Consider the following 20,459-nt stretch of genomic DNA (forward strand, 5'->3'; position numbering starts at 1 on the left):
CCGCCGCGGGGACGCCGGCGACGACACCCTCCTCCTGGAACAGCTCGCTGCCGGTGAGTCCGCCGGCGGCCGCGCCCGCGGGCGGCGGCGGGGGCAGCGCGGGGAAGCCGCGCAGCGTGCGGGCGACGGCCCGGCTGAGCGCCGCGGCGTTGGCGAGCAGCGGTGTTCCGCTGATCGCCACACGACTGTGGCGGTCGGTGAAGACCCGTCGGGTGTGCCCCCGGCCGGGGCCGTTGACCAGGACCCGGATCGGCGGGCGGCCGTCGTCGGGAGCGGCGGTCAACTCCGGCGGCAGCGGGTCCGGGAGCGTGGCCGCGATGAGCACCGAGGGCAGCACCGGCATCCCGGTGACGTCGTCGCGCGGGGTGGAGGGGGAGCCGAGGGCGGCCAGCGCCGCGCGGTACGCGTCGCGGACCGGCGCGCCGGGGAACCGCGGATGGACGTCGGCGGCGACGGTCACCATGCCGCTGGGCATGCGGGCGTCGAGTTGGGCGCCGATGACCTGGACGAGCACGGAGGAGTTGCGGGCGTCCCCGGTGACGGAGGTGACGGTGGGCCCGGAGGCCAGGTCGACGAAGACGCAGCCGCGGTGGCGTTCGCCGACAGCCACCAGCACCGGGCAGGGGCCGGCGTCGGCGGGCGCGATGGCGGGCAGGTCGGCACGTTGCGCCACCCACTCCCCCGGCGCGTCCGGGTCCGGGTACCAGGGGCCGGGCGGCTCGGGCGCCCCCGGCGCGGCGGCGCGGCCGGCGAGCATGACGCGGACCCAGTCGGCGTCGACCCGCACCGCGTACGGGACGGAGCCGCCGGCGGCGGCCTCCCGCGCGCTGAGGACGGCCAGCTCGGCGTCGCGCCAGGTCACGGGGGCGCGCAGCAGCACGGTGAGCCGCCGCAGGGCCCGGCGGTAGCGGAGCCAGGCCCGGGGCGGTGCCGCGAAGGCGAGGCCGGTGGCCTTGATCTCCCGCTTGATGCGGCGGCCGACGACGCGCCAGCCGCCGCGCTTCATGACCTGCCAGCGCACCAGCAGGAACAGGACGAGCAGGGTGCCGAGGATGCCGCACCACCGGAAGATGGTGTCGCGGTGCTCGGCGAAGAAGGCGAACGGGTCGACTGTCCTCATGCGGCGCTCTTCTCCGGGGCGCGGTGGGCGGGCCGCCCGGTGGCGCGGTGGGCGGCGGCCGGACGGGTGGGGAGGTCATCGTCGCTCACACCGAGCTCCCGGCGCAGCGCCCGTACCGCGTAGTGGACGCGGGACTTCACCGTTCCGGGCGGTACGCCCAGTTCGCGTGCCGCGTCCGCGCAGGAGAGGTCGCAGAGCATGACGGCGGCGACGGCGCGGCGGTGGTCGGGGCTGAGATGGGCCAGTGCCCGCGCCACGGCCTGCCGGGTGGCGACCGACTCGGCGACGTCGGTGGTGTCGGGGCGCAGCGCCAGTTCCGGGGGGAACTCCCCCATGGGCACCGCCCGGTCACGGCGGTGGGCGTCGACCGCGAGGTTCCGCGCCACGCGGTAGAGCCAGGGCGCCAGGTGGGCGTCGGAGGGCACCGCGTCGGGCGAGAGCCGCCACAACCGGAACAACGCCTCCTGGGCTATGTCCTCCGCGCGGTGCCGGTCGCCCGTGAGCCGCTGAACGTACTGGATCAGCCGCGGCCGGTGGTCGAAGGCGTCGTGGAGCCGGACCTCGGCGGGGGCGGGGGTGGGGGGCGTGCGCATCTGGGATCGGCTCCGTCCTGAGGTGACAGCCAACGGCTGTGTACGCGCCAAGCCTCGAACGCTCGAATGTCACTCCGGTAACCATACGATTGACACGAGGAGTTGCACCGTGCGCGGATGATACTGCCTGGCGGGTACAGCCAACGGGGCGGGTGCGGGCGAGGAACGGGCACATCATGCCTCGTCACGGGCGTGCGCGGTGGCCGACTTCCACCCCTCGGACCGACCCGGCCGCGCCGGCGGCCCCGCGCCGATCTCACGCTCTGCAACATCCGCCGCCGTCCCGGCGCCGACCACCGGGCCTCGTCCGCCCCGGCCGCGCAGCTCCCGTCGACGGCTGCCCCGGCGCCTCGTGCGGGGGCGCGGCAGGGCAGGGCGTTCGACCCCGTACCGGTGGTGACCGCGGGCGCCCCCGAGCCCCGGGGAGGCGGGGCGCGGACCGGCAGGGAGGAACGGGCACGGAACGGGCGCTCCCGGGGGTCGATCGGCACGTTCCGGCGCGTGATCCGGATCTCGCGACGCGCCCCGCACCCGCCGCACGGCGGTACGGGCCCCGCCCTCCGGGGGTGACGACCCCAGGTCGCCAGGCGTGTCGCGACGCCCGCGGCCACCGGCGTGGTCAGCTGTGGCGGCGCTGTTTCCCACCCCGCGTCCTGCTCGCATCCGGGCACGGCCGGGGCGCGACATGGACACGGAGGACCGCGGTGACCACTCTGGCCCGATGGGTGGTGCGGCACCGCTGGTGGGTGCTGGCCGGCTGGGTGCTGCTGGCCGTGCTGGGCGCGGTGGCCGCCCCGAAGGCGACCTCCGCCCTCGGCTACGACTTCTCGCTGCCGGGCCGCAGCGCCTCCGACACCGACGAGGAGCTGCTGCGGCTCTTCGCCTCCGGCGGCGAGTCCGCCCCCGTGCTGCTGGTGGTGGACGGCGGCGGGGAGCCGGTGCCCGCCGAGGCGTCGGCCGCCGTGGAGGCCGCCGTGCGCGCGGCCGGCGACCGGGTCGGCGGGCGCGTCGTCGGCTTCGGTGACCAGGCGGCGCTCCGCTCGGACGACGGCCGGCTCGGCGTCGTCCTCGTCCACCCGACCCCGGTGCCGGGAGAGCAGGCGTACGCGGCCGCGCTCCCGGCGCTGCAGCAGGCCGCCGCCACCGCCGCCGACCGCACCGGCCTGGCCGTGACCGTCACCGGCCAGGACGCGCTGGTGGACGACAGCGGAAGCGGTGGCTCGGGCGCGCTCGCGGAGACGGTGCTGGGCGCGGCGGGCGCACTGATCGTGCTGACCGTGGTCTTCGGATCCTTCCTCGCGCTCACCCCGCTGGTGGTCGCCGCCGCCTCCATCCTCACCACGTTCCTGCTGCTGTGGGGACTGACGGCGCTGACCGACGTGTCGTTCATCGTGCAGTACCTGCTGGCGCTGATCGGCCTCGGCGTCGCCATCGACTACGCGCTGCTGATCGTGACGCGCTGGCGGGAGGAGCGCGGCAACGGGGCGACCACCGAGGCCGCGGTCGTCCGGGCGCTGGCTACCGCCGGCCGGTCGGTGGTGTTCTCCGGGGTCACGGTCGCCGTCAGTCTGGCGGCGCTCGTCCTGCTGCCGGTGCCGTTCCTGCGGAGCGTCGGGTACACCGGGCTGCTGATCCCGCTGGTGAGCGTCGTCGCGGCCGTCACCCTGCTGCCCGCGCTGCTGACGGTGGCCGGGCCCAAGCTGTCCTGGCCGCACCGCCGCCGCTCCTCCCCCGACAGCCGCCTCTGGCACGGCGTGGCGACCGCGGTCGTGCGGCACCGCTGGATCGCGGCGCTGCTCAGCGCCGCCGTGCTGCTGGCCCTGGCCTCGCCCGTGCTGGGGCTGCGGCTGGGGCAGCCCAGCAACGACTCGCTGGTCTCGGCGGGCGGGCCCGCCGCCACCGCGCTGGAGCAGGTCGAGCGGTCCGGCATCGGCGACGGGATCACCACCCCGGTGGAGGTCCTCACCGACGACCCCGAGGGCGCACTGCGGACCGCGACCGCGGTGGAGGGGATCGCCGGCGGCGTGGCACCTCCGGAGTGGCGCGCCGACGGCCGGTGGGCGGTGGACGTCTGGACGGCGGCCGACCCGGCGTCGGGCACCGGCGAGCAGGTCGTCTCCGAGGTCCGGGAACGGCTGGAGGCCCGCGGCGACAGCGTCGGCGGCATCGGGCCGCAGAACGCCGACTTCGTGGAGGCGGTCTACGGCAACGCCTGGTGGATCGCGCTCCTCATCGTGGTCGTGACCTACGTGCTGCTGGCGCGGGCCCTGCGGTCGGTGCTGCTGCCGTTGAAGGCGCTGGTGCTGAACGTGCTGTCGATCGGCGCCGCCTACGGGGTCACGGTGCTGATCTGGCAGCACGGCTTCGGCACCGAGCTGCTCTTCGACCAGACCGCGTCCGACGCGCTGACCGTCTGGGTACCGGTCGCGGTCTTCGCCTTCCTCTTCGGGCTGTCGATGGACTACGAGGTCTTCCTGCTCTCCCGCATCCGCGAGGAGTACGAGGCCGGGCGGGACACCGACACCGCCGTGGTGCGCGGGGTGGCGCGGACGGGACGACTGATCACCTCCGCCGCGGTCATCCTCTTCCTCGCCTTCGTCGCGCTGTCGCGGGCGCCGGGGACCGACGTCAAGATCCTCGCCACCGGCCTGGCGCTGGGCATCCTCATCGACGCGACCGTGGTCCGCGGCGTGCTGGCTCCGGCACTGGTCGCGGCGATGGGCCGGGCCAACTGGTGGTGGCCGTTCGGCACCCGGTCCGGGCGGGCGGCGACCGCCGGGCAGGACACCGCCGAGCGGTGAGCCGGCCGGTCGCGGGCCCGCCCGGCCCCGCACGCGGTCGCGGTGCGGGCCGATCACCGGCGCTGCGGGGGCGGCGAGGAGGTCGGAACCAGGGCGACGGGCGAGCCCGGCTCCACCGTGACCCGCCGGGCGTCCGGCCTCCCCCGGTCGCCTCACCCGGACGGTCGCTCCGCCCGGTGCCCGGTGGGAAACCGGCCTACGCTCGCCCCGTGAGGTACCTCGGGTCAGTGGGAGCCCGGTCGGGGCGTGCCGCGGCCACCGCGGGCACGACCGCGCGGGCCGTCCCGGCGACGACCGCGCGGCGGGGTGCGCGGTGACGGCGCCGCCGCGTGCCGCGGGACCGGTCGCCGTGGTCGGCGCGCTCGGGGTCGTCTTCGGCGACATCGGCACCAGTCCGCTGTACGCCCTGGAGGCGGTGATGCGGTCCGCGCCCGAGGAGTCCCGTTCGGTCGTCTACGGCGCGACCTCGACCGTCATCTGGCTGATGGTCTGCGTGGTCGCGGTGCTCTACGTGCGGCTGCTGCTGCGGGAGGACAACCACGGCGACGGCGGGCTGCTGGCGCTGCTGACCCTGGTGCGGCGCGACCGCCGCACCTCCCCGCGCGCCCGCGTCGCCCTGACGGTGCTCGGGATGGTGGGCGCGGCGGCGTTCCTCGGCGACAGCCTCATCACCCCCGGCATCTCGGTGCTGTCGGCGGTGGAGGGCCTGGAGGTCGCGACGCCGAGCCTCAGCCGGTTCGTCGTCCCGTTGGCGGTGGCCGTCCTGGTAGCGCTGTTCCTCGTGCAACGGCGAGGCACCCAGACCATCGGCCGGTTGTTCGGCCCCGTCATGATCTGCTGGTTCGCGCTGAGCGCCGGGGTGGGACTGGCCGCGCTGGTGCGGCACCCCGACGCCCTCGTCGCGCTCTCCCCCCACTGGGCGCTGCTCTACGTCGCGCAGCACCCGCACGCCGCCTTCATCTCGCTGGGCGCGGCGGTCCTCGCGGTGACCGGGGCGGAGGCCCTCTACGCCGACATGGGCCACTTCGGGCGCCGGGCGGTCACCCGGGCATGGACGCTGGTGGTGATGCCCGCGCTGCTGCTGACCTACCTCGGTCAGGCAGCGGTGCTCGCGCGGGGCCCGGTCACCGGGTCGGCGTTCTACGCCCTGGTGCCGTCGTGGCTGGCGCTGCCGGCCGTGGCGGTGGCGACGGCGGCCACCGTCATCGCCTCGCAGGCGGTCATCTCCGGAACGTTCACCGTGGTCCACCAGGCCGGCCGCCTGCGGCTGCTGCCGCCCGCCCACGGCAGGCTGCGCGGCCCGGGGGTGTACCTCCCGGTGGTCAACTGGTTGCTGTTGCCGGGGGTGATCCTGCTGGTCGTGGGCTTCGGAAGCTCCGCCGCGCTGGCCTCCGCGTACGGCCTGGCGGTGACCATCACCATCACCGTGACCTCGCTGCTGCTGGTGGTGCGGCTGGCGCGGGCGCGGCGGCGGGGCGCGCTCGTGGTGGCCGTGGCGGTGCTGTGCCTGGTGCTCACCGTGCTCGCGGCCAATCTGCCGAAGGTCCGCACCGGGGGCTGGCTGCCGCTGCTGGTGACCGCGGGGCTGGCGACCGTCATGTACGCCTGGTGGACGGGGCGCGCCCGGGTGCGCGCCGCCACCCGCGAACTCGCGCTGCCGATCGGCGCCGTCGCACAGCAGGTCCGTGAACGCGGCGCGGACCTCGCCCGCCCCGCCGGCACCGCCGTCTTCCTCGGGCACGACCTCGAGCGCGCCCCGCTGGCGGTCCGGATGCAACTGGAGAACGAACGCAGTCTCCACCGGAAGGTGGTGATCCTCTGCGGGCACACCGTGGACCGGCCGGCCGCCGGCACCGACAGCACCCCGGCGGTGGACGCCTCCGGGGCCGACGTCGGCGTGTGGGTCGTGGGCGTCAGCATCGGCTACGACGACGTCTTCCGCCCCCGGGAGCTGCTGGCCGCCGCCGCCGCGGTGGACCCCGGCCTACCGGACGACGCGGACGCCACGTACGTCCTCTCCGAGGCCCGGGTGGCACCGGACTCGCAGGGCGTCGCAGCACGGGCACGCTGGCGGATCTACCGGCTGCTGGACCGCCTCACCTCCCATCCGGCCGACCTGCTGGACGTGCCGGACGCCACGACGATGATCGTCGGGCGGCGCATCCGCGTCCGGTGATCCGTCGGCGCCCGTCACCCCGACCCGACCGAACCGCCGCACGCCGTGGGACCCGGGCGGCGCGCGGCGAGGGGCCCGAGGGCCCCGGCCGGCACCCCGCCGCCACGCGGCCCCGGCGTCAGACCCCCTCCCAGACCGCCTTCGCCCCGGAATCACCGATGCGGTAGGTCTCCACGACCGCGCCCGTGGCGACGAGCACCGCCAGCACGACCGCGGCGACGCGCAGCGCGACCCCGGGAACCGCCGCGGTGTCCTCCCCCTCGTGCTGCGCCCCCGTACCGCCCCGACGCCACGGGCGCCGGTAGAGCAGCCACAGCAGGGCGGAGCCGACGAAGAGCGCGACCGCCCAGGGCAGCAGGTTCTCCCCCATCTCGGTATGGCGCTCCAGCGCCGCGCTCTCCTGGACCCGCTCCTCCAGCCACTCGCCCGCATCCGTCGCCAGGGGCACCGTCACCAGCGCCGCGAGGGAGAGGACGGGGAGGGCCAGGCCCATCCGCCGCATCACGGACGGCCACGCGGCGCAGAGGACGAGCATGAGCGCAGCCAGCGGCACGAGGACCACGACGGCGTGAACGATGAGAGGGTGCGCCGGAATGCCGTTGAACGTCGTGGGACCCATGCGTGCGACTCCTCGGTCGAGCTCCGGGGTGGGTGCTCGCCATCGTCCACCGCGGACCGCCCGCCGACCCCACGCCACGACCGCCGACCGCGGGAGATCACGTGTCCGGCGGACACCGGACCGCAGCGGCCCGCCCTCGGCCGGCGGCGGGCCGCCTCACTCCGTACCGGGCACCACCACGACGGGGCACGCCGCGTGATGCAGCACCGCGTGGTTCACGCGGCCCAGCTGGAGCCCCGGGACCCTGCCGCCCCGGTGACCCGCCCCCACCACCAGGACCGCCGCACCCTCCGCAGCGCGGAGCAGGACCTCGTGGGCCGGACCCTCGACGGCCCGGAACCGCACGGGCGCCGCCGGACTGCCCTCTCCGATCAGCCGGCCGACCCGTTCCACGCACGCGTCCGCCTGTCGACGGGAGGCCCTCTCCACCTGCAACGGGTCGTAGGGGACCGAGCCCTGGGCGATCACCACATCGGGCAGGGGAGGCCGCCACGCGCGCACGGCCAGCAGCGGCACACCCCGAGCCCGAGCCTGCTCACGGGCGAACAGCGCCGCGGGGTCCTCGGCCGCCGTTTCACCGATCCCCAGGACGACGGGGGCGCCGGCCGCCGTGTCCGACACCGCCCTCTCCCGCGCGACCGCGACGGGGCAGCGCGCGCGAGCCGCCACCGCGAGGCTGACGGAGCCCAGCAGCATGCCGGAGATCGGGCCACGGCCGCGCGACCCGACCACGAGCACCGCGGCGTCGTCGCTCTCCGACACCAGCACCGCCGACGGCTCACCCGGCAGGGATGCGGCGGCCACCCGGACACCGGGCGCGCGGCGGTGGACCCGCGCCATCGCATCGGTGAGGACGGCTCCGCGGGGTGCCGTGCCGGCCGGCTTGTCCTCCGCCGCGGTCCGGGGCCGGTACGACTCACGGCGGCCCGACTCCGAGGCGTGGACGACCCGGACCACGCGCGAGGTGCGCTCCGCCTCGGCGGCCGCCCAGTCGAGTGCCGTGAGACTTCCGTCCGATCCGTCCGCTCCGACGACGACGGGGCGATCCGACCGCTCGTCCATGAGGTCCTCCCGGGGTGTTTCCGTTCCTGTCGGCACCGCGTGACGACGTTCGGCGCCGCCGCCCCGTCGGACCCCGACACGGTCCACCGCGTCGGGCCGCCGACCTGCCTCCCCCCTCAGCATGCGCCTCCGCGACCGCTCGGTCGCGCGGAGCGGACGGCCGCTCGTTCGCGGTGGCAGGACGGCGGGCGGCCGCGCACTGTGGAGACGGTGGCGCCCAGCGGCGCCGGGAGCATCGGTCCCGGAGAGAGCAGGGGACATGGCGGTCGACACGGGAAGCACTGCACACCCGGCGGCGGCCGGAGTCGGCGTCGTGCCGGAAACCGGCGCCGTACGGCAGTCGCTCGGCGTGCGCGCCGTGGTCTTCGACACCGACGGTGTGGTCACGGACTCCGCCCCGGCCCACGAAACGGCGTGGCGGGAAGCCTTCGACGCGTGCCTGGTCGCAGCCGGCCGCGCGCCCGGGTTCACCCCCGAGGACTACCGTCACTGGGTCGACGGCCGCCCTCGCCTCGACGGCGCGGAGGCGTTCCTGACGGGGCGCGGACTCTTCCTGCCGCCGGGCGGGAGGGACGATCCACCCGGCACCGGCACCGTGGCCGCGGTGGCCGCCCGCAAGGAGGAGCTGTTCCGTCAGTGGCTCGACCGTCACCGCGTAGCCCCCTGGCCGGGCACCGTACGGCTGCTCCGCGCACTCGGCCGGCAGGGCGTGCCCTGCGCGGCGGTCTCCGCCTCCCGGCACGCGACCCGGGCGCTGCGGTCCGCAGGGGTCCTCGACCTCTTCGCGGCGGTGGTCGACGGGGCCGCGGCGAGACGACTGCGGCTCCCCGGCAAACCCGACCCCGCGCTCTTCCTCGAAGCCGTTCGGCGGCTGGGGGTGCCGGCCCGTGAAGCCGCCGTGGTCGAGGACGCCGCCGTCGGTGTCGAGGCCGGGCGCCGCGGCGGATTCGCCCTCGTGGTGGGCGTCGACCGGGGCGGTGGGCCCGCGAGCAGAGAGCGCCTGCTGCGCCACGGGGCCGACCGCGTCGTCGGCGACCCCGGGGAACTGCTGGCGGCGTCGGCGCCCGAGGAGGCATGACGGTGGATCTCTGGCGCTGGACCTACGAGGGCTACGACCCGTCGACCGAGCGCCTCCGGGAGGCGCTGTGCACCCTGGGGAACGGCTACCTCGGGACGCGCGGTGCCTGCTCCGAGACCCCCGCGGGCCCCGGGCACTACCCGGGAACGTACGTCGCCGGATGCTACGACCGACTGACCTCGTCGGTGGCCGGACGGAGCACGGACAACGAGGAGATGGTCAATCTCCCGAACTGGCTGCCCCTGCGCTTCCGGGTCGCGGCGGACGGCGGCGACGGCACCTGGCTGTCGCCGGACTCGCCTCGTCTGACGGCGCACCGGCAGACGCTCGACCTGCGGGCAGGGACGCTGCGCAGGTGGTCGGAGTACGCCGTCGACACCGCGGGCGGGCGGCTGGCGGTCGAGCAGACGCGTCTGGTCCACATGCACCACCCCCACCTGGCCGCGCAGCGCACCGCGTTCACCCCGGTGGGCTGGTCGGGCACGATCGAGGTGGAGTCGGGGATCGACGGCGACGTCCGCAACGCGGGAGTCGCCCGCTACCGCGACCTGGCCGGGAGGCACCTCACCGACGTGTGCGCCGGAACGGACGGCGGGGAGGTGGTCTGGTTGCAGTGCCGAACGGTCGACTCCGACGTGCGGGTGGCCGTGGCCGCACGCACCCGGGCCGCCGGGGCGCCGGAAGCGCCACGGACGACGGAGGTCGGCGGGAGTGCCGTCGCGCAGCGGCTGCGGATACCCGTTCGGGACGGCGCGACGGCGCACGTGGACAAGACGGCGGCGATCCACACCTCGCGGGACACGGCGATCGGCAGCGCCGGCCACGCCGCGCGGGCCGGCGCCCGGGACGCGGAGGAGTTCCCCCGGCTGCTCGCCTCCCATCGACGCGCCTGGGACGCCCTGTGGCAGCGTGCTCGCGTGGACGTCCCCGGGGAGGCGGGCCACATCCTGCACCTGCACCTCTTCCACGTGCTGCAGACCCTCTCCCCGCACACGGCCGACCTGGACGTCGGCGTGCCCGCACGCGGGCTGCACGGCGAGGCGTACCGGGGGCACGTCTTCTGGGACGAGTTGTTCGTGCTGCCGTGGATGAACCTCCACTTCCCCGAGGTGTCGCGTTCGCTGCTCGCCTACCGCCACCGCCGGCTGCCCGCGGCGCGGCGTGCGGCGCGGGCGGCGGGAGCTGCGGGCGCGATGTACCCCTGGCAGAGCGGCAGCGACGGCCGGGAGGAGACGCCGCGGCTCCATCTGAACCCCCGGTCCGGACGCTGGCTCGCCGACCACTCGCGGCTCCAGCACCACGTCGGATCGGCGGTCGCGTACAACGTCTGGCAGTACGCGTCCTCCACCGCCGACACGGACTTCCTGCTCGGCGACGGCGCGGAGATGCTCCTGGAAGTGGCCCGGTTCTGGGCCGACCGGGCCGAGTGGGACGGGTCGCTGGAGCGCTACCGGATCCACGGCGTGGTCGGTCCCGACGAGTACCACGACAGCTACCCGGGGGCCTCGACGCCGGGCCTGTCGGACAACGCCTACACGAATGTCACCGCGGCCTGGGTCCTGTCGCGCGCGCTCGACGTCCACCGGGCGCTCCCGCCCGGGCGGCGGGACGAGCTCTCCGGTCGGCTCGGGCTCCGCCCCGACGAGCCCGAACGCTGGGAGCACGTGGCCCACACGCTGCACGTGCCGTTCCACGACGGGGTGATCAGCCAGTTCGCCGGCTACGAGGCTCTCGCGGAACTCGACTGGGCCGCCTACCGACGGCGCTACCCGGACATCCGGCGTCTGGACCGGCTACTCGAAGCGGAGGGCGACAGCGTGAACCGCTACCGCGCCTCGAAGCAGGCCGACGTCCTCATGCTGGGCTATCTGTTCTCGCCCCGCGAACTCCACGGCCTCATGGCGCAACTGGGGGTGGTGCTGGACGACGCGGTCTGGCGTTCCACGGTCGACTACTACCTGCGGCGCACCAGCCATGGATCGACCCTCAGCTCCGTGGTGCACGCGTGGGTACTGGCCAGGTCACGCCCCGAGCAGGCATGGCACCACGCCTGGGAGGCCCTCACCGGGGACGTCGCCGACCTGCAGGGCGGCACCACCCCGGAGGGGGTGCACCTCGGGGCGATGGCGGGGACGCTCGACTTCGTCCAGCGCGGCCTGACCGGCCTGGAGCAGCACGACGGCGCGCTGTGGCTCGACCCCGCCCCGCTGCCGGAACTGGCCCGCTTCCGCCTGGGTGTCCGCGTCCTCGGGCACCGGGACGTCGAGCTGCGCTTCCGTCGGGGGGCGGTGCTCGTCGAGGTGCCCAGGGCGTCCCGCGGTGCGCTGCGCGTACGGCTCGCGGGTCGTGAGGTACTGGTCCAGCCGGGGCAGGTGGCGCGGCTGCGGCTGCCGCCGCCCGCCGTCGGCGCCCGGCGGGCCGGCTGAGGGGAGCGCCGATCTCTCAGGGCAGCAGGACGGCCGCGCCGTCCACCCGGTCCGCGGCCAGGTCGGCCAACGCCCGGTCGGCGCGGTCCAACGGGTACCGCTCGACCGTCGGCCGGATGCCGATCTCCTCGGCGCGGGCCAGGAACTCACGGCCGTCACGTCGGGTGTTCGACGTGACGCTGCGCAGGTCCCGCTCCTGGAACAGATGCCGCCGGTAGTCGAGCGTCGGGACGGCGGAGAGGTGGATACCCGCCACCACGAGGGTGCCGCCGCGCTCCAGGGCTTCCAGAGCGACCGGCACGAGCGTCCCCACCGGGGCGAAGAGGATCGCCGCGTCCAGCGGTTCCGGCGGTCTGGCAAAGGCTCCCGAGGCTGAGGCCGCACCGAGCCGCAGCGCCAGCTCGCGGGCGCGCGAGGACCGGGTGAGCACATGGACGGTCGCGCCCTCGGCGAGAGCCACCTGGGCGGTCAGGTGCGCGGAGCCCCCGAAGCCGTAGATCCCCAGCCTCCCACCCGGGGGAAGAGCGGCGCGCCGCAACGCCCGGTAGCCGATGATGCCGGCGCACAGCAGCGGGGCGAGCGTCGCCGGGTCGTGGCGCTCGGGAAGCGGGTAGACGAACGGCTCCGGCAGCACTGCCAGTTCGGCGAAGCCTCCGTCGGCGTCCCAGCCGGTGAAGCGGGCCTGCGGGCAGAGGTTCTCCCGGCCCGCCCGGCAGTGGCGGCACCGCCCGCAGGTCCCCCGCAGCCACGCCCCGCCGACGCGGTCGCCCCTGGCCACGCGGTGGCATCCCGCGCCGGTGGCGATCACCCGACCGACGATCTCGTGGCCCGGAACGGCGCCGGGCCGGTGCGGCGGCAGGTCCCCCTCGGCGAGGTGCAGATCGGTCCGGCAGACGCCGCACGCCTCGACCCGGACGAGCAGCTCCCCGGCAGCCGGTTCGGGAGGCGGGCGGCGCACCCTCGTCAGCGGCCCGGTTCCGATCGGGCCGGGCCGCTCGACGGCCCAGGCGGCGAACCGGTCGGCCGCAGGAACGGAGCTCACCATGCGTCCAGGGTGCGGCGTGACCCCGGCCCGGGCAACACGGGCCGCCGCCTCTCCGAGGGCGGCGACGCCCCCCGCTGGTGACGGCCGGCGGCCCTCACGGGGACTCCTCGAACCCCACGTCGACGACCCCCTCCACGGATCGGGCGAGGCGTGCCGCGAGGGGCACGAGCCCGCTGTCCGAGAACCGTCCGCGGAACATGACGATGCCGTCCGCCACGGTGACGGCCACCCCCGCCGCGGACGCCGCCAGCGGCCCCAGCACCTGCGCCCGCACCTCCGCCGCCAGTTCCTCGTCGGAGCGGAGGAACACCGTCAGCAGGTCGGATCGGCTGACCACCCCGGTGACCGCACCCGAGTCGCCCACCACCGGAAGCCGCTTGACCCGGTGCATCGCCATGGTGCGGGCGGCCTGGCGGAGTGTGTCCGTCTCCCGCGCGGTCACGACCGGCGTCGACATGACCTGCCGGGCGACCGCCCCACCGGCTCTGCCCCCGGCGTCCAGCCCGGACAGCGGTTCCGACATCGTCCGGTCCCCCGCGCGGTACATCTCGGTCGGCAGCAGATCCGCCTCGGAGACGATCCCCACGACCTGCTGCCGCTCGTCGACGACCGGCAGCGCACTGACGCGTTCGCGGTGCATCGTGGCGACGAGGACCTTGAAGGGGGTCTCGGGGGACGCGGTGACGCACGGGGAGGTCATCACCTGGTGCACGAGCGTCGGGGTGTCGGCCCGGTCGCCCTGCTCGCTCTGGGTACGCATGGTTCTCCGATGCTCCGGTGCGGTGCGGGAGGGGGCGGCCACCGACGTGACGCCCCCGGGACCACGACCGATGGCGGCCCCGCGGCACACGGGGGCGGACTCCTGCGACGATCACCGGCGGGTCGGCCGGCGCGAACGCCCCGCACCTTCACCCTGCGGCCGTCCCCGGGCCTTCGCCACCCGGGCCCTCGCCCCCCGGGCCCTCGCCACCCGGGCCGGGGCACCCCGCCGTGGCGCCCACCGACGCGGGACCGGGTGAATTGTCGCGCCGGACCCCCGACACACCGGCCTCGTCGCGAGGGGAGGCAGGAGGGACGCCGCACCATGAGGCGAGCAGCCCCCGCCCCCGTCGGTGCCCGTCCTGCCGGGCACGGAGAGCGAGTGACATGTCCGAGCCTCACGAGTCGATGCCCTCCGCCTCGGGACGGACACCGCCGGGGGACCTCGGCCGCCGCATCACGGCGCGGCGGCTCGCGCTGGGTCTCAGTCGCGAGGAGGTGGCCGACCGCGCCCGCACGACCACGGGCTACATCGCCTACCTGGAGGAGAACCCGGCGCCCTCGCCTGGTCTCGGGGTCGTCCTGCGCGTCGCGCACGCGCTGGAGACCACCGGGGCCGCGCTGCACGGCGCCGCGGCGGGACCGCCGCCGGGCATCGGCCGAGCCGCCCTGCGGGCCCGGCTCGTCGCGATGGACGAGGAGGAGAGCAGGAACCACCTCTCCGGGCACGGGGTGGGCCGGGTCGCCGTGGAGTCGCCCGACGGGCTCCTGATCATTCCCGTCAACTACACCGTCATCGCCGGTGACATCGTCTTTCGCACGGCTGACCGCTCGGCGCTCTCGGCAGTTGCCGGTACCGACACGACCTTCGAGGTGGACCAGGTGGACGAGGCGATGAGCTCCGGATGGTCCGTTCTCGTCCACGGGCCGGCCCGAGAGGTGACGGACGACGACGAGATCGCCGCCCTCGACCGGGAATCGTTCAGCAAGCCCTGGGCCGGCGGGCAGCGCGACCGGTGGGTCGCGCTCACTCCCTCACGGATCTCCGGGCGGCGCATCGCCACCGGGTGACGCGCGCAGCAGCCCGCGGCCCGCCGCTGCGGGACCGGACGGCGGGGCCGCTACCGGGCGAGCACCACCTTCAGCGCCTCCGACCCCAGCGCGTCGCCGAAGGTCGCGTACGCCTCCTCCATCTGCTCCAGGGCGAAGCGATGGGTCACCAACTCGCCCGCGGGCAGTCGGTCCGAGGCGAGCATCGACAGCAGCCGCGGGGTCGAGAAGGTGTCGACCAGTCCGGTCGTGATCGTGACGTTCCGGTTCCACAGCTCGTGCAGCGCCAGAGAGGCGGGGCTCCCGTGGACCCCCACGTTCGCGAGCCTCCCGCCCGGACGGAGCACCGCGGCGCAGAGTTCGAAGGTGGCGGGAGTCCCCACCGCCTCCACGGCGACGTCCGCGCCCAGCCCGTCGGTGAGATCCGCGACGAGCCGGCCGGGATCCTCCTCGGCACGCACGGTGGCGTCGGCCCCGACAGCGCGGGCCGCCCGCAACCGGGTGTCGTCCCGGTCGGTGACGATCACACGCGCCGGGGAGAAGAGCCGAACCGCGGCGACGACGGCCAGTCCGATGGGCCCGGCGCCGACGACGAGCACGGTGTCACCGGGCGCCACGCGTCCGTTGAGCGCACCGACCTCGAACGCGGTGGGAAACACATCGGACAGCAGCACGGCCTTCTCGGCGGGCTCGGCCTCCGGGACGTGGTGCAGCCCGAAGTCCGCGTTCGGTACCCGCGTGAACTCCGCCTGCGTCCCATCGACGGTATGACCCAGTACCCAGCCCCCGCCGCCCGTGCACTGCCCGTACCTGCCTCCGCGGCAGGAGGAGCATCGGCCGCAACCGGAGATGCAGGACACCAGGACCCGGTCGCCGGGCCGGAAGTCGGCGACGGCCGAGCCGGTGTCCACGACCTCGCCGACGGCTTCGTGACCGAGCACCGTCCCCGGCGCCACCTCCGGGACGTCACCGGCCAGGATGTGCAGGTCGGTACCGCAGATGGTGGTGGTGTCGATCCGGACCACCGCGTCCGTGGAGCTCTCGACCCGCGGATCGGGCCGGTCCTCCCAGGCGGCGTCCCCGGTTCCCTTGAATACGAGCGCATGCATGGAGAACACCTCCGCGTTCCCTCGTCTCTTCTGCGTCACTCCTGCGGGCGTCCCGCACCGCCGTCGCCGCGGTGCGGGGCACCGACAGCCGCTGTTCCGCCCCCGACCGGTGGGCAGTTCCGGTCGCACACCGTCGCCCGCTCCCCTCTTCCCATGCCACCACACGTGTGGCGCCGACGCCTCCGCTCGTCACCGAGCGGGAGGGCCACCGGCCGGGTGCCTCTCCGCCCCGGCGATTACCGGATGGTCGCGGCCCGTCCCGGGTCCGCGTCACCGCACGCCGACGCGGAGCGGGCCCGCGGCGGCGGTCCACCGCGCCGCGGGTGTCCGGGAGGGCTACGGTGCAGATGAGGCCCTCGCCCTCCCGTCCCGGGAAGGAGCCCCGTTCGACATGGCGCCGTCTCCCCGCCCCGCACCGGCCCCTCCCGCTCCTCCTCCCGTGAGGGGCGCGGCCCGGCGCCGGTGGGAACCCGCCCTGACCGGCGTGACCGGGGCGTCCCTGGCGGTCGGCGCGGCGCTCTGGTGGAGCGGCTTCCCCGCGGCGGCCGACCGCGTCTGGTCGGCGGGGACCGTCTGCGGTCTGCTGGCGGCGCTGGTGTGGGTGGGCGGCGCGCTGCGGCGCGGGCGCACCGGGGTCGATCTGATCGCCGTCCTGGCGCTGGGCGGATCGCTGGCGGTGCACGAGTACGTGGCCGGGGCCGTGATCGCCCTGATGCTGGCCACGGGGCGGTGGCTGGAGTCCGCCGCGGAACGGCGCGCCCAGCGCGACCTGCACGCTCTGCTGGCGCACGCGCCGCGCACGGCCCGCAGACGTGACGGCACCGCCGTCCTCACCGTCCCGCTGGAGACGGTGGCGCCGGGGGACGTCGTGGTGGTCGGCCCCGGTGAGGTGGTCCCCGTCGACGGCCGGGTGGCCGGTACCTCGGCCGTCCTCGACGAATCCGTCCTGACGGGAGAGCCGGAACCCACCGTGCGGAGCGACGGGGAACGCGTCCGCAGCGGTGCGGTGAACGGGGGCGAGGTCTTCGAGCTCACCGCGACGGCGACCTCGACGGACAGCACCTACGCGGAGATCGTGCGTCTGGCCGAACAGGCGGTCGCCGCGCGAGCGCCTGTGGTACGGCTCGCGGACCGGTACGCCACCTGGTTCGTGCCCGTCTCCGTGGCCCTGGCCGGGGCGGCCTGGTGGTGGAGCGCGGACCCCGTGCGGGCGGTGGCGGTGCTGGTGGTGGCCACCCCGTGCCCGCTGCTGCTCGCGGCGCCGGTGGCGATCGTCTCGGGGCTGGCCCGGGCGACCGGGCGGGGCGTCGTGGTCCGCGACGGGGCCGCGCTCGAACGCCTGGGGCAGGCCCGGACGGTGGTGCTCGACAAGACGGGCACTCTCACCGCCGGTCGGCCGGAAGTGGTCGACGTGGCGACAGCCCCGGGCTGGGATCCCGCTCGGGTGCTGCGGACCGCCGCCTCCGTCGACCAGTACTCCCCACATGTCCTGGCCCGGGCGCTGGTCGACGAGAGCCACCGCAGGGCGTTGGAGATCTCGCCCGCCACCCGTGTCAGTGAGGAACCCGGCTGGGGCGTCCGGGGCGAGGTCGGCGGGCGGAGGATCGGCGTGGGGCGCCGGAGGGCCGAGCTGGAACTGCCGGAGTGGGCCCGCGTCGTGGAGAACAGGGCGCTGATCGACGGCGCGGGCGTGGTGTGGGTCGACGTGGACGACGCCCTCGTGGGGGCTGTCCTGTTGAAGGACCCGCTGCGTCTGGACGCCCCGCGCACGATGCGGCGGCTGCGGGCGGCCGGCGTCGACAGAACCCTCCTGCTCACCGGGGACCGCCCCGGGCCTGCCCGGGATGTCGCCGCCATGCTGGGGTTGGACGACGTGCGGGCGGACCAGAGCCCGGCCCGGAAGGTGAACGCCGTGCGCAAGGAGCGGGAACGCGCCGTCACCGTGATGGTGGGCGACGGGGTGAACGACGCGCCCGCGCTTGCCGCCGCCGACGTGGGCGTCGCCATGGGGGCGACCGGGTCGAGTGCCTCCTCGGAGGTCGCCGACGTGGTCCTGACCACCGACCGCGTGGAACGTCTGGCCGACGCGATGGTCATCGCCGGTCGTTCCCGACGCATCGCGGTGCAGAGCGCGGCGGGCGGAATGGCGCTGTCCCTCGCAGCCATGGTGGTGGCAGCCGTCGGGCTGCTCCCCCCGGCAGCCGGGGCCCTGCTGCAGGAGTTCATCGATGTGACGGTGATCCTGAACGCGCTGCGCGCGGTCCGCGGGACGGAACGCGCCGCGGACCCCGCCTCCCGTGATCTCGTCCGACGGTTCCGCGCAGGGCATGTGCAGCTGCTGGAGGCCGTCGACGCCACCAGGGCCGCGGCCGACGCGCTCTCCGCACAGGACCGGAGCCGGGCGCTGCCCGCGGTGCGCGGCGCGGAGCGTGCCCTGCGGGAGCAGCTGCTGCCGCACGAACGCGAGGAGGAGCGGTTGGCGTACCCGGTGGTCAACCGGTGGCTGGGCGGCCCCGAGACCACAGCACCCCTGATGCGGTCACGCACGGAGATCGAACGACTGGTCAACCGGGTCTCCGCCCACCTCGCCCTCATCGACGGCCACGGCAGCGGCGAAGCCGCGGCCCTGCCGGACGAGCAGATCCCGGACCTGCGGCGGTCCCTGTACGGACTGCACGCGCTCCTCCTGTTGCACTTCGGCACGGAGGAGGAGGTCTACTCGTCCCTCGACGGGTGACACTGGGCGCTCCCGACGACGCGGCGGATGGCCGCGGCCGGCGACGCGGGGGTTCAGCACCGGACCGTCTGACGGCTGCTCAGCGAAGTCAGCAATGAGGTCAGCGTCGATCGCCGCCCGAGGCTGCCACACCCTGCCGCGGACGGGAACGACGGCCGCCCGGGAGAGCACACCTCCGCTCGGCCCGGGTGGGCTCGTTCCGCTAAGGCGACGCACCCGCGCGCAAGCGGCGGGCGTCCCCCACCCCGACTCGCTGTCGCACCAGGTCAGCGGGCGCGGCCCCGTGGCTTCAGCGGGACCGGGGGCAGCGGCGGCGCGGTGAGTGGAGCGCCGTCGTAGCCCTCGACAGCGCCGAACCGGCGGCCTTCCTCCCAGGCGGTGCGGGCCTGTTCGATGTCGGCCTGCGACCGCCCCACGAAGTTCCACCACATCACGAGCTTCTCGTCGAACGGCAGCCCGCCGAGCAGCATGACCTTGGCGTCGGTGTCCGCCCGCACCGGCAGGTCGCGGCGGCCGTGGCCGAGGTAGAGGAGCGAGCCGGGCTCCACGCGGACGTCGTCGACCGTGCAGGCGCCCGCCATCGACAGCACGGCGTACTCGAACTCCTCGATCAACGGGAGCCGGGTCTCGGCGCCTGCGGCGAGGGCGAGGTCCACGCCGGCCAGCGGCGTGTGCACGGTGCCGGGGGACGCGGCGCCGTCGAACTCCCCCAGGAACACGGTGCCGCTCACGCCGCCCCCGCCGGCGAACGTCGGCAGCTCCCGGTGGTGCTCGAACGCCGGAGCGGTGTCCTTGCGCTCCCGCGGCAGGGCGACCCAGAGCTGGGCGCCGTGGAGCAGCCGGGCGTGGTCGCGGGGTGACTCCTCCGAGTGGGAGATGCCGTGGCCCGAGGTCATCAGCGCCAGCTCGCGGGGCCGGATGGTGCTGAGACTGCCGAGGCTGTCCCGGTGCAGCACCTCGCCGTCGTGCAGCCAGCTGACGGTCTGCAACCCGATGTGCGGGTGCGGCGGCACCTGCATGCCGGGCTCACCGGCGATGTCGTCGGGCCCGTAGTGGTCGACGAAGATCCAGGCGCCGACCATGCGCCTGCCGAGGCTGGGCAGCAGCCGCCGCACCACGGTCGACTCCCCGAGCGGGGTCAGCCGGCCCGGGAGCAGATCGCGGGTGGGGCCGGGGTGCGGCTCTCCACCGCAGTCGGCGGGGGCGGGCCGCGCGTCGAGGTTGCTCATGGCACGAGCATGCCCCAAGCCGCCGCTCACGGCACCAACGGGGTCCAGCGCACCCCGTCGTGGACGTACCGCGGGTTGCCCTCGATCCCGCTGGTGCGGAACGGCCGCCCGTCGCGGTCCAGCCGCACCGTGCCGCGCTCGGTGCCGCTGCTCCACTCGGCCTCCAGGTACCAGCCGCAGTCGCAGGCCTCCGTGGCCGCCTCCACCCGGACCGCCAGTGGCTCGTCGTCGCTCACCTGGAACGGCAGCCGCGGGGCGGGCAGCGCCTCGCCGCTCTCTCCGTCGAACCCCTCCGTGGGACGGGCCCGGGGCGCGGTCTCGTCGAGGTCGACGCGGAACGCGGCCAGCGACAGCGCCCCGCCGCACCCCGCCCCCGTGGCGTAGGCCGGGCCCGCCTGCGGCTCGGCCCGGTCGACGACCCGGACGTGCAGGGCCTCCACCACGACCGGCCCCGCACCGTTGGTCCGCAGCGTCGCCTCGACGACGCTGGCACCGCCGTGGACGGCATCGTTGTCGGCCACCCAGCGTTCCGCGTCCTGGGCCACCGGCGGCGGGGGGACCGCTGCCGGGTCGCGGTCCACCAGATAGGTGTGGCCGCAGTCCTGCGGCCACACGTCCGGCCGCACCGTCCAGTCGAGCGGCGCCTCGTCGGAGG

The 20,459-nt window shown here is 75.5% G+C and carries 14 protein-coding genes and 1 pseudogene; 6 read left to right on the forward strand and 9 right to left on the reverse strand.

All coding sequences use genetic code 11. The features are described 5' to 3' along the window. The coding region (locus HCN52_RS11195) for a hypothetical protein (protein ID WP_168088271.1) at positions 1 to 1,120 on the reverse strand (1,120 nt) is incomplete at its 3' end. Next, positions 1,117 to 1,713: a sigma-70 family RNA polymerase sigma factor gene (locus HCN52_RS11200; protein ID WP_168088272.1), complete on the reverse strand. Its 597-nt coding sequence runs from the start codon at positions 1,711 to 1,713 to the stop codon at positions 1,117 to 1,119. The genes HCN52_RS11200 and HCN52_RS11195, both read right to left, overlap by 4 nt. Positions 1,714 to 2,417: 704 nt before the next feature. On the opposite strand from HCN52_RS11200, the gene HCN52_RS11205 reads away from it, so the two are divergent. Further along, on the forward strand, positions 2,418 to 4,514 hold the full coding sequence (locus HCN52_RS11205) for an MMPL family transporter (RefSeq protein WP_168088273.1): 2,097 nt from the start codon (positions 2,418 to 2,420) through the stop codon (positions 4,512 to 4,514). A 313-nt stretch (positions 4,515 to 4,827) separates the two neighbouring features. Continuing rightward, positions 4,828 to 6,690 (forward strand): KUP/HAK/KT family potassium transporter, encoded by a 1,863-nt coding sequence (locus tag HCN52_RS11210; protein ID WP_168088274.1) that lies wholly within the window; start codon positions 4,828 to 4,830, stop codon positions 6,688 to 6,690. 118 nt (positions 6,691 to 6,808) lie between these two features. On the opposite strand, the gene HCN52_RS11215 is transcribed toward HCN52_RS11210, so the two are convergent. Further along, positions 6,809 to 7,309, reverse strand: coding sequence for a DUF2231 domain-containing protein (locus HCN52_RS11215; RefSeq protein ID WP_168088275.1), 501 nt, complete (start codon positions 7,307 to 7,309; stop codon positions 6,809 to 6,811). Between the two features lie 156 nt (positions 7,310 to 7,465). Beyond that, entirely contained in the window at positions 7,466 to 8,371 is a 906-nt protein-coding gene (locus HCN52_RS11220) for a universal stress protein (RefSeq protein ID WP_168088276.1), read from the reverse strand. Positions 8,372 to 8,684: 313 nt separating this feature from the next. On the opposite strand from HCN52_RS11220, the gene HCN52_RS11225 reads away from it, so the two are divergent. Together HCN52_RS11225 and HCN52_RS11230 are read left to right on the forward strand one after the other, a co-directional pair. Then, a complete protein-coding gene (locus tag HCN52_RS11225; protein ID WP_312876645.1) occupies positions 8,685 to 9,449 on the forward strand; it encodes an HAD family hydrolase in 765 nt (254 codons plus the stop codon). Continuing rightward, on the forward strand, positions 9,446 to 11,875 hold the full coding sequence (locus HCN52_RS11230; protein WP_168088278.1) for a glycoside hydrolase family 65 protein: 2,430 nt from the start codon (positions 9,446 to 9,448) through the stop codon (positions 11,873 to 11,875). The genes HCN52_RS11225 and HCN52_RS11230 overlap by 4 nt, the downstream gene beginning before the upstream one ends. A 16-nt stretch (positions 11,876 to 11,891) precedes the next feature. Here HCN52_RS11230 and HCN52_RS11235 read toward each other — a convergent pair whose 3' ends face one another. Then, complete coding sequence (locus HCN52_RS11235) at positions 11,892 to 12,920, reverse strand: zinc-dependent alcohol dehydrogenase family protein (protein WP_168088279.1); 1,029 nt, start codon at positions 12,918 to 12,920, stop codon at positions 11,892 to 11,894. 94 nt (positions 12,921 to 13,014) lie between these two features. After that, positions 13,015 to 13,680: a CBS domain-containing protein gene (locus HCN52_RS11240; RefSeq protein ID WP_245175042.1), complete on the reverse strand. Its 666-nt coding sequence runs from the start codon at positions 13,678 to 13,680 to the stop codon at positions 13,015 to 13,017. Between the two features lie 386 nt (positions 13,681 to 14,066). Here HCN52_RS11240 and HCN52_RS11245 point away from each other — a divergent pair, with 386 nt between their 5' ends. Next, positions 14,067 to 14,750 (forward strand): helix-turn-helix domain-containing protein, encoded by a 684-nt coding sequence (locus HCN52_RS11245; RefSeq protein ID WP_168088280.1) that lies wholly within the window; start codon positions 14,067 to 14,069, stop codon positions 14,748 to 14,750. A gap of 50 nt (positions 14,751 to 14,800) precedes the next feature. Here the strand turns inward: HCN52_RS11245 and HCN52_RS11250 are convergent, their stop codons facing one another. Beyond that, complete coding sequence (locus HCN52_RS11250) at positions 14,801 to 15,838, reverse strand: alcohol dehydrogenase catalytic domain-containing protein (protein WP_168088281.1); 1,038 nt, start codon at positions 15,836 to 15,838, stop codon at positions 14,801 to 14,803. 391 nt (positions 15,839 to 16,229) lie between these two features. Here HCN52_RS11250 and HCN52_RS11255 point away from each other — a divergent pair, with 391 nt between their 5' ends. Continuing rightward, positions 16,230 to 18,575, forward strand: coding sequence for a heavy metal translocating P-type ATPase (locus HCN52_RS11255; RefSeq protein WP_168088282.1), 2,346 nt, complete (start codon positions 16,230 to 16,232; stop codon positions 18,573 to 18,575). Between the two features lie 266 nt (positions 18,576 to 18,841). Here the strand turns inward: HCN52_RS11255 and HCN52_RS11260 are convergent, their stop codons facing one another. Continuing rightward, positions 18,842 to 19,804: a pirin family protein gene (locus HCN52_RS11260; RefSeq protein WP_168088283.1), complete on the reverse strand. Its 963-nt coding sequence runs from the start codon at positions 19,802 to 19,804 to the stop codon at positions 18,842 to 18,844. A 26-nt stretch (positions 19,805 to 19,830) separates the two neighbouring features. After that, positions 19,831 to 20,459, reverse strand: a pseudogene (locus HCN52_RS11265) (transcriptional regulator); the annotation flags it as partial.

It is taken from the genome of Streptomyces bohaiensis (assembly GCF_012033785.1).
Taxonomy (GTDB): domain Bacteria; phylum Actinomycetota; class Actinomycetes; order Streptomycetales; family Streptomycetaceae; genus Streptomyces; species Streptomyces bohaiensis.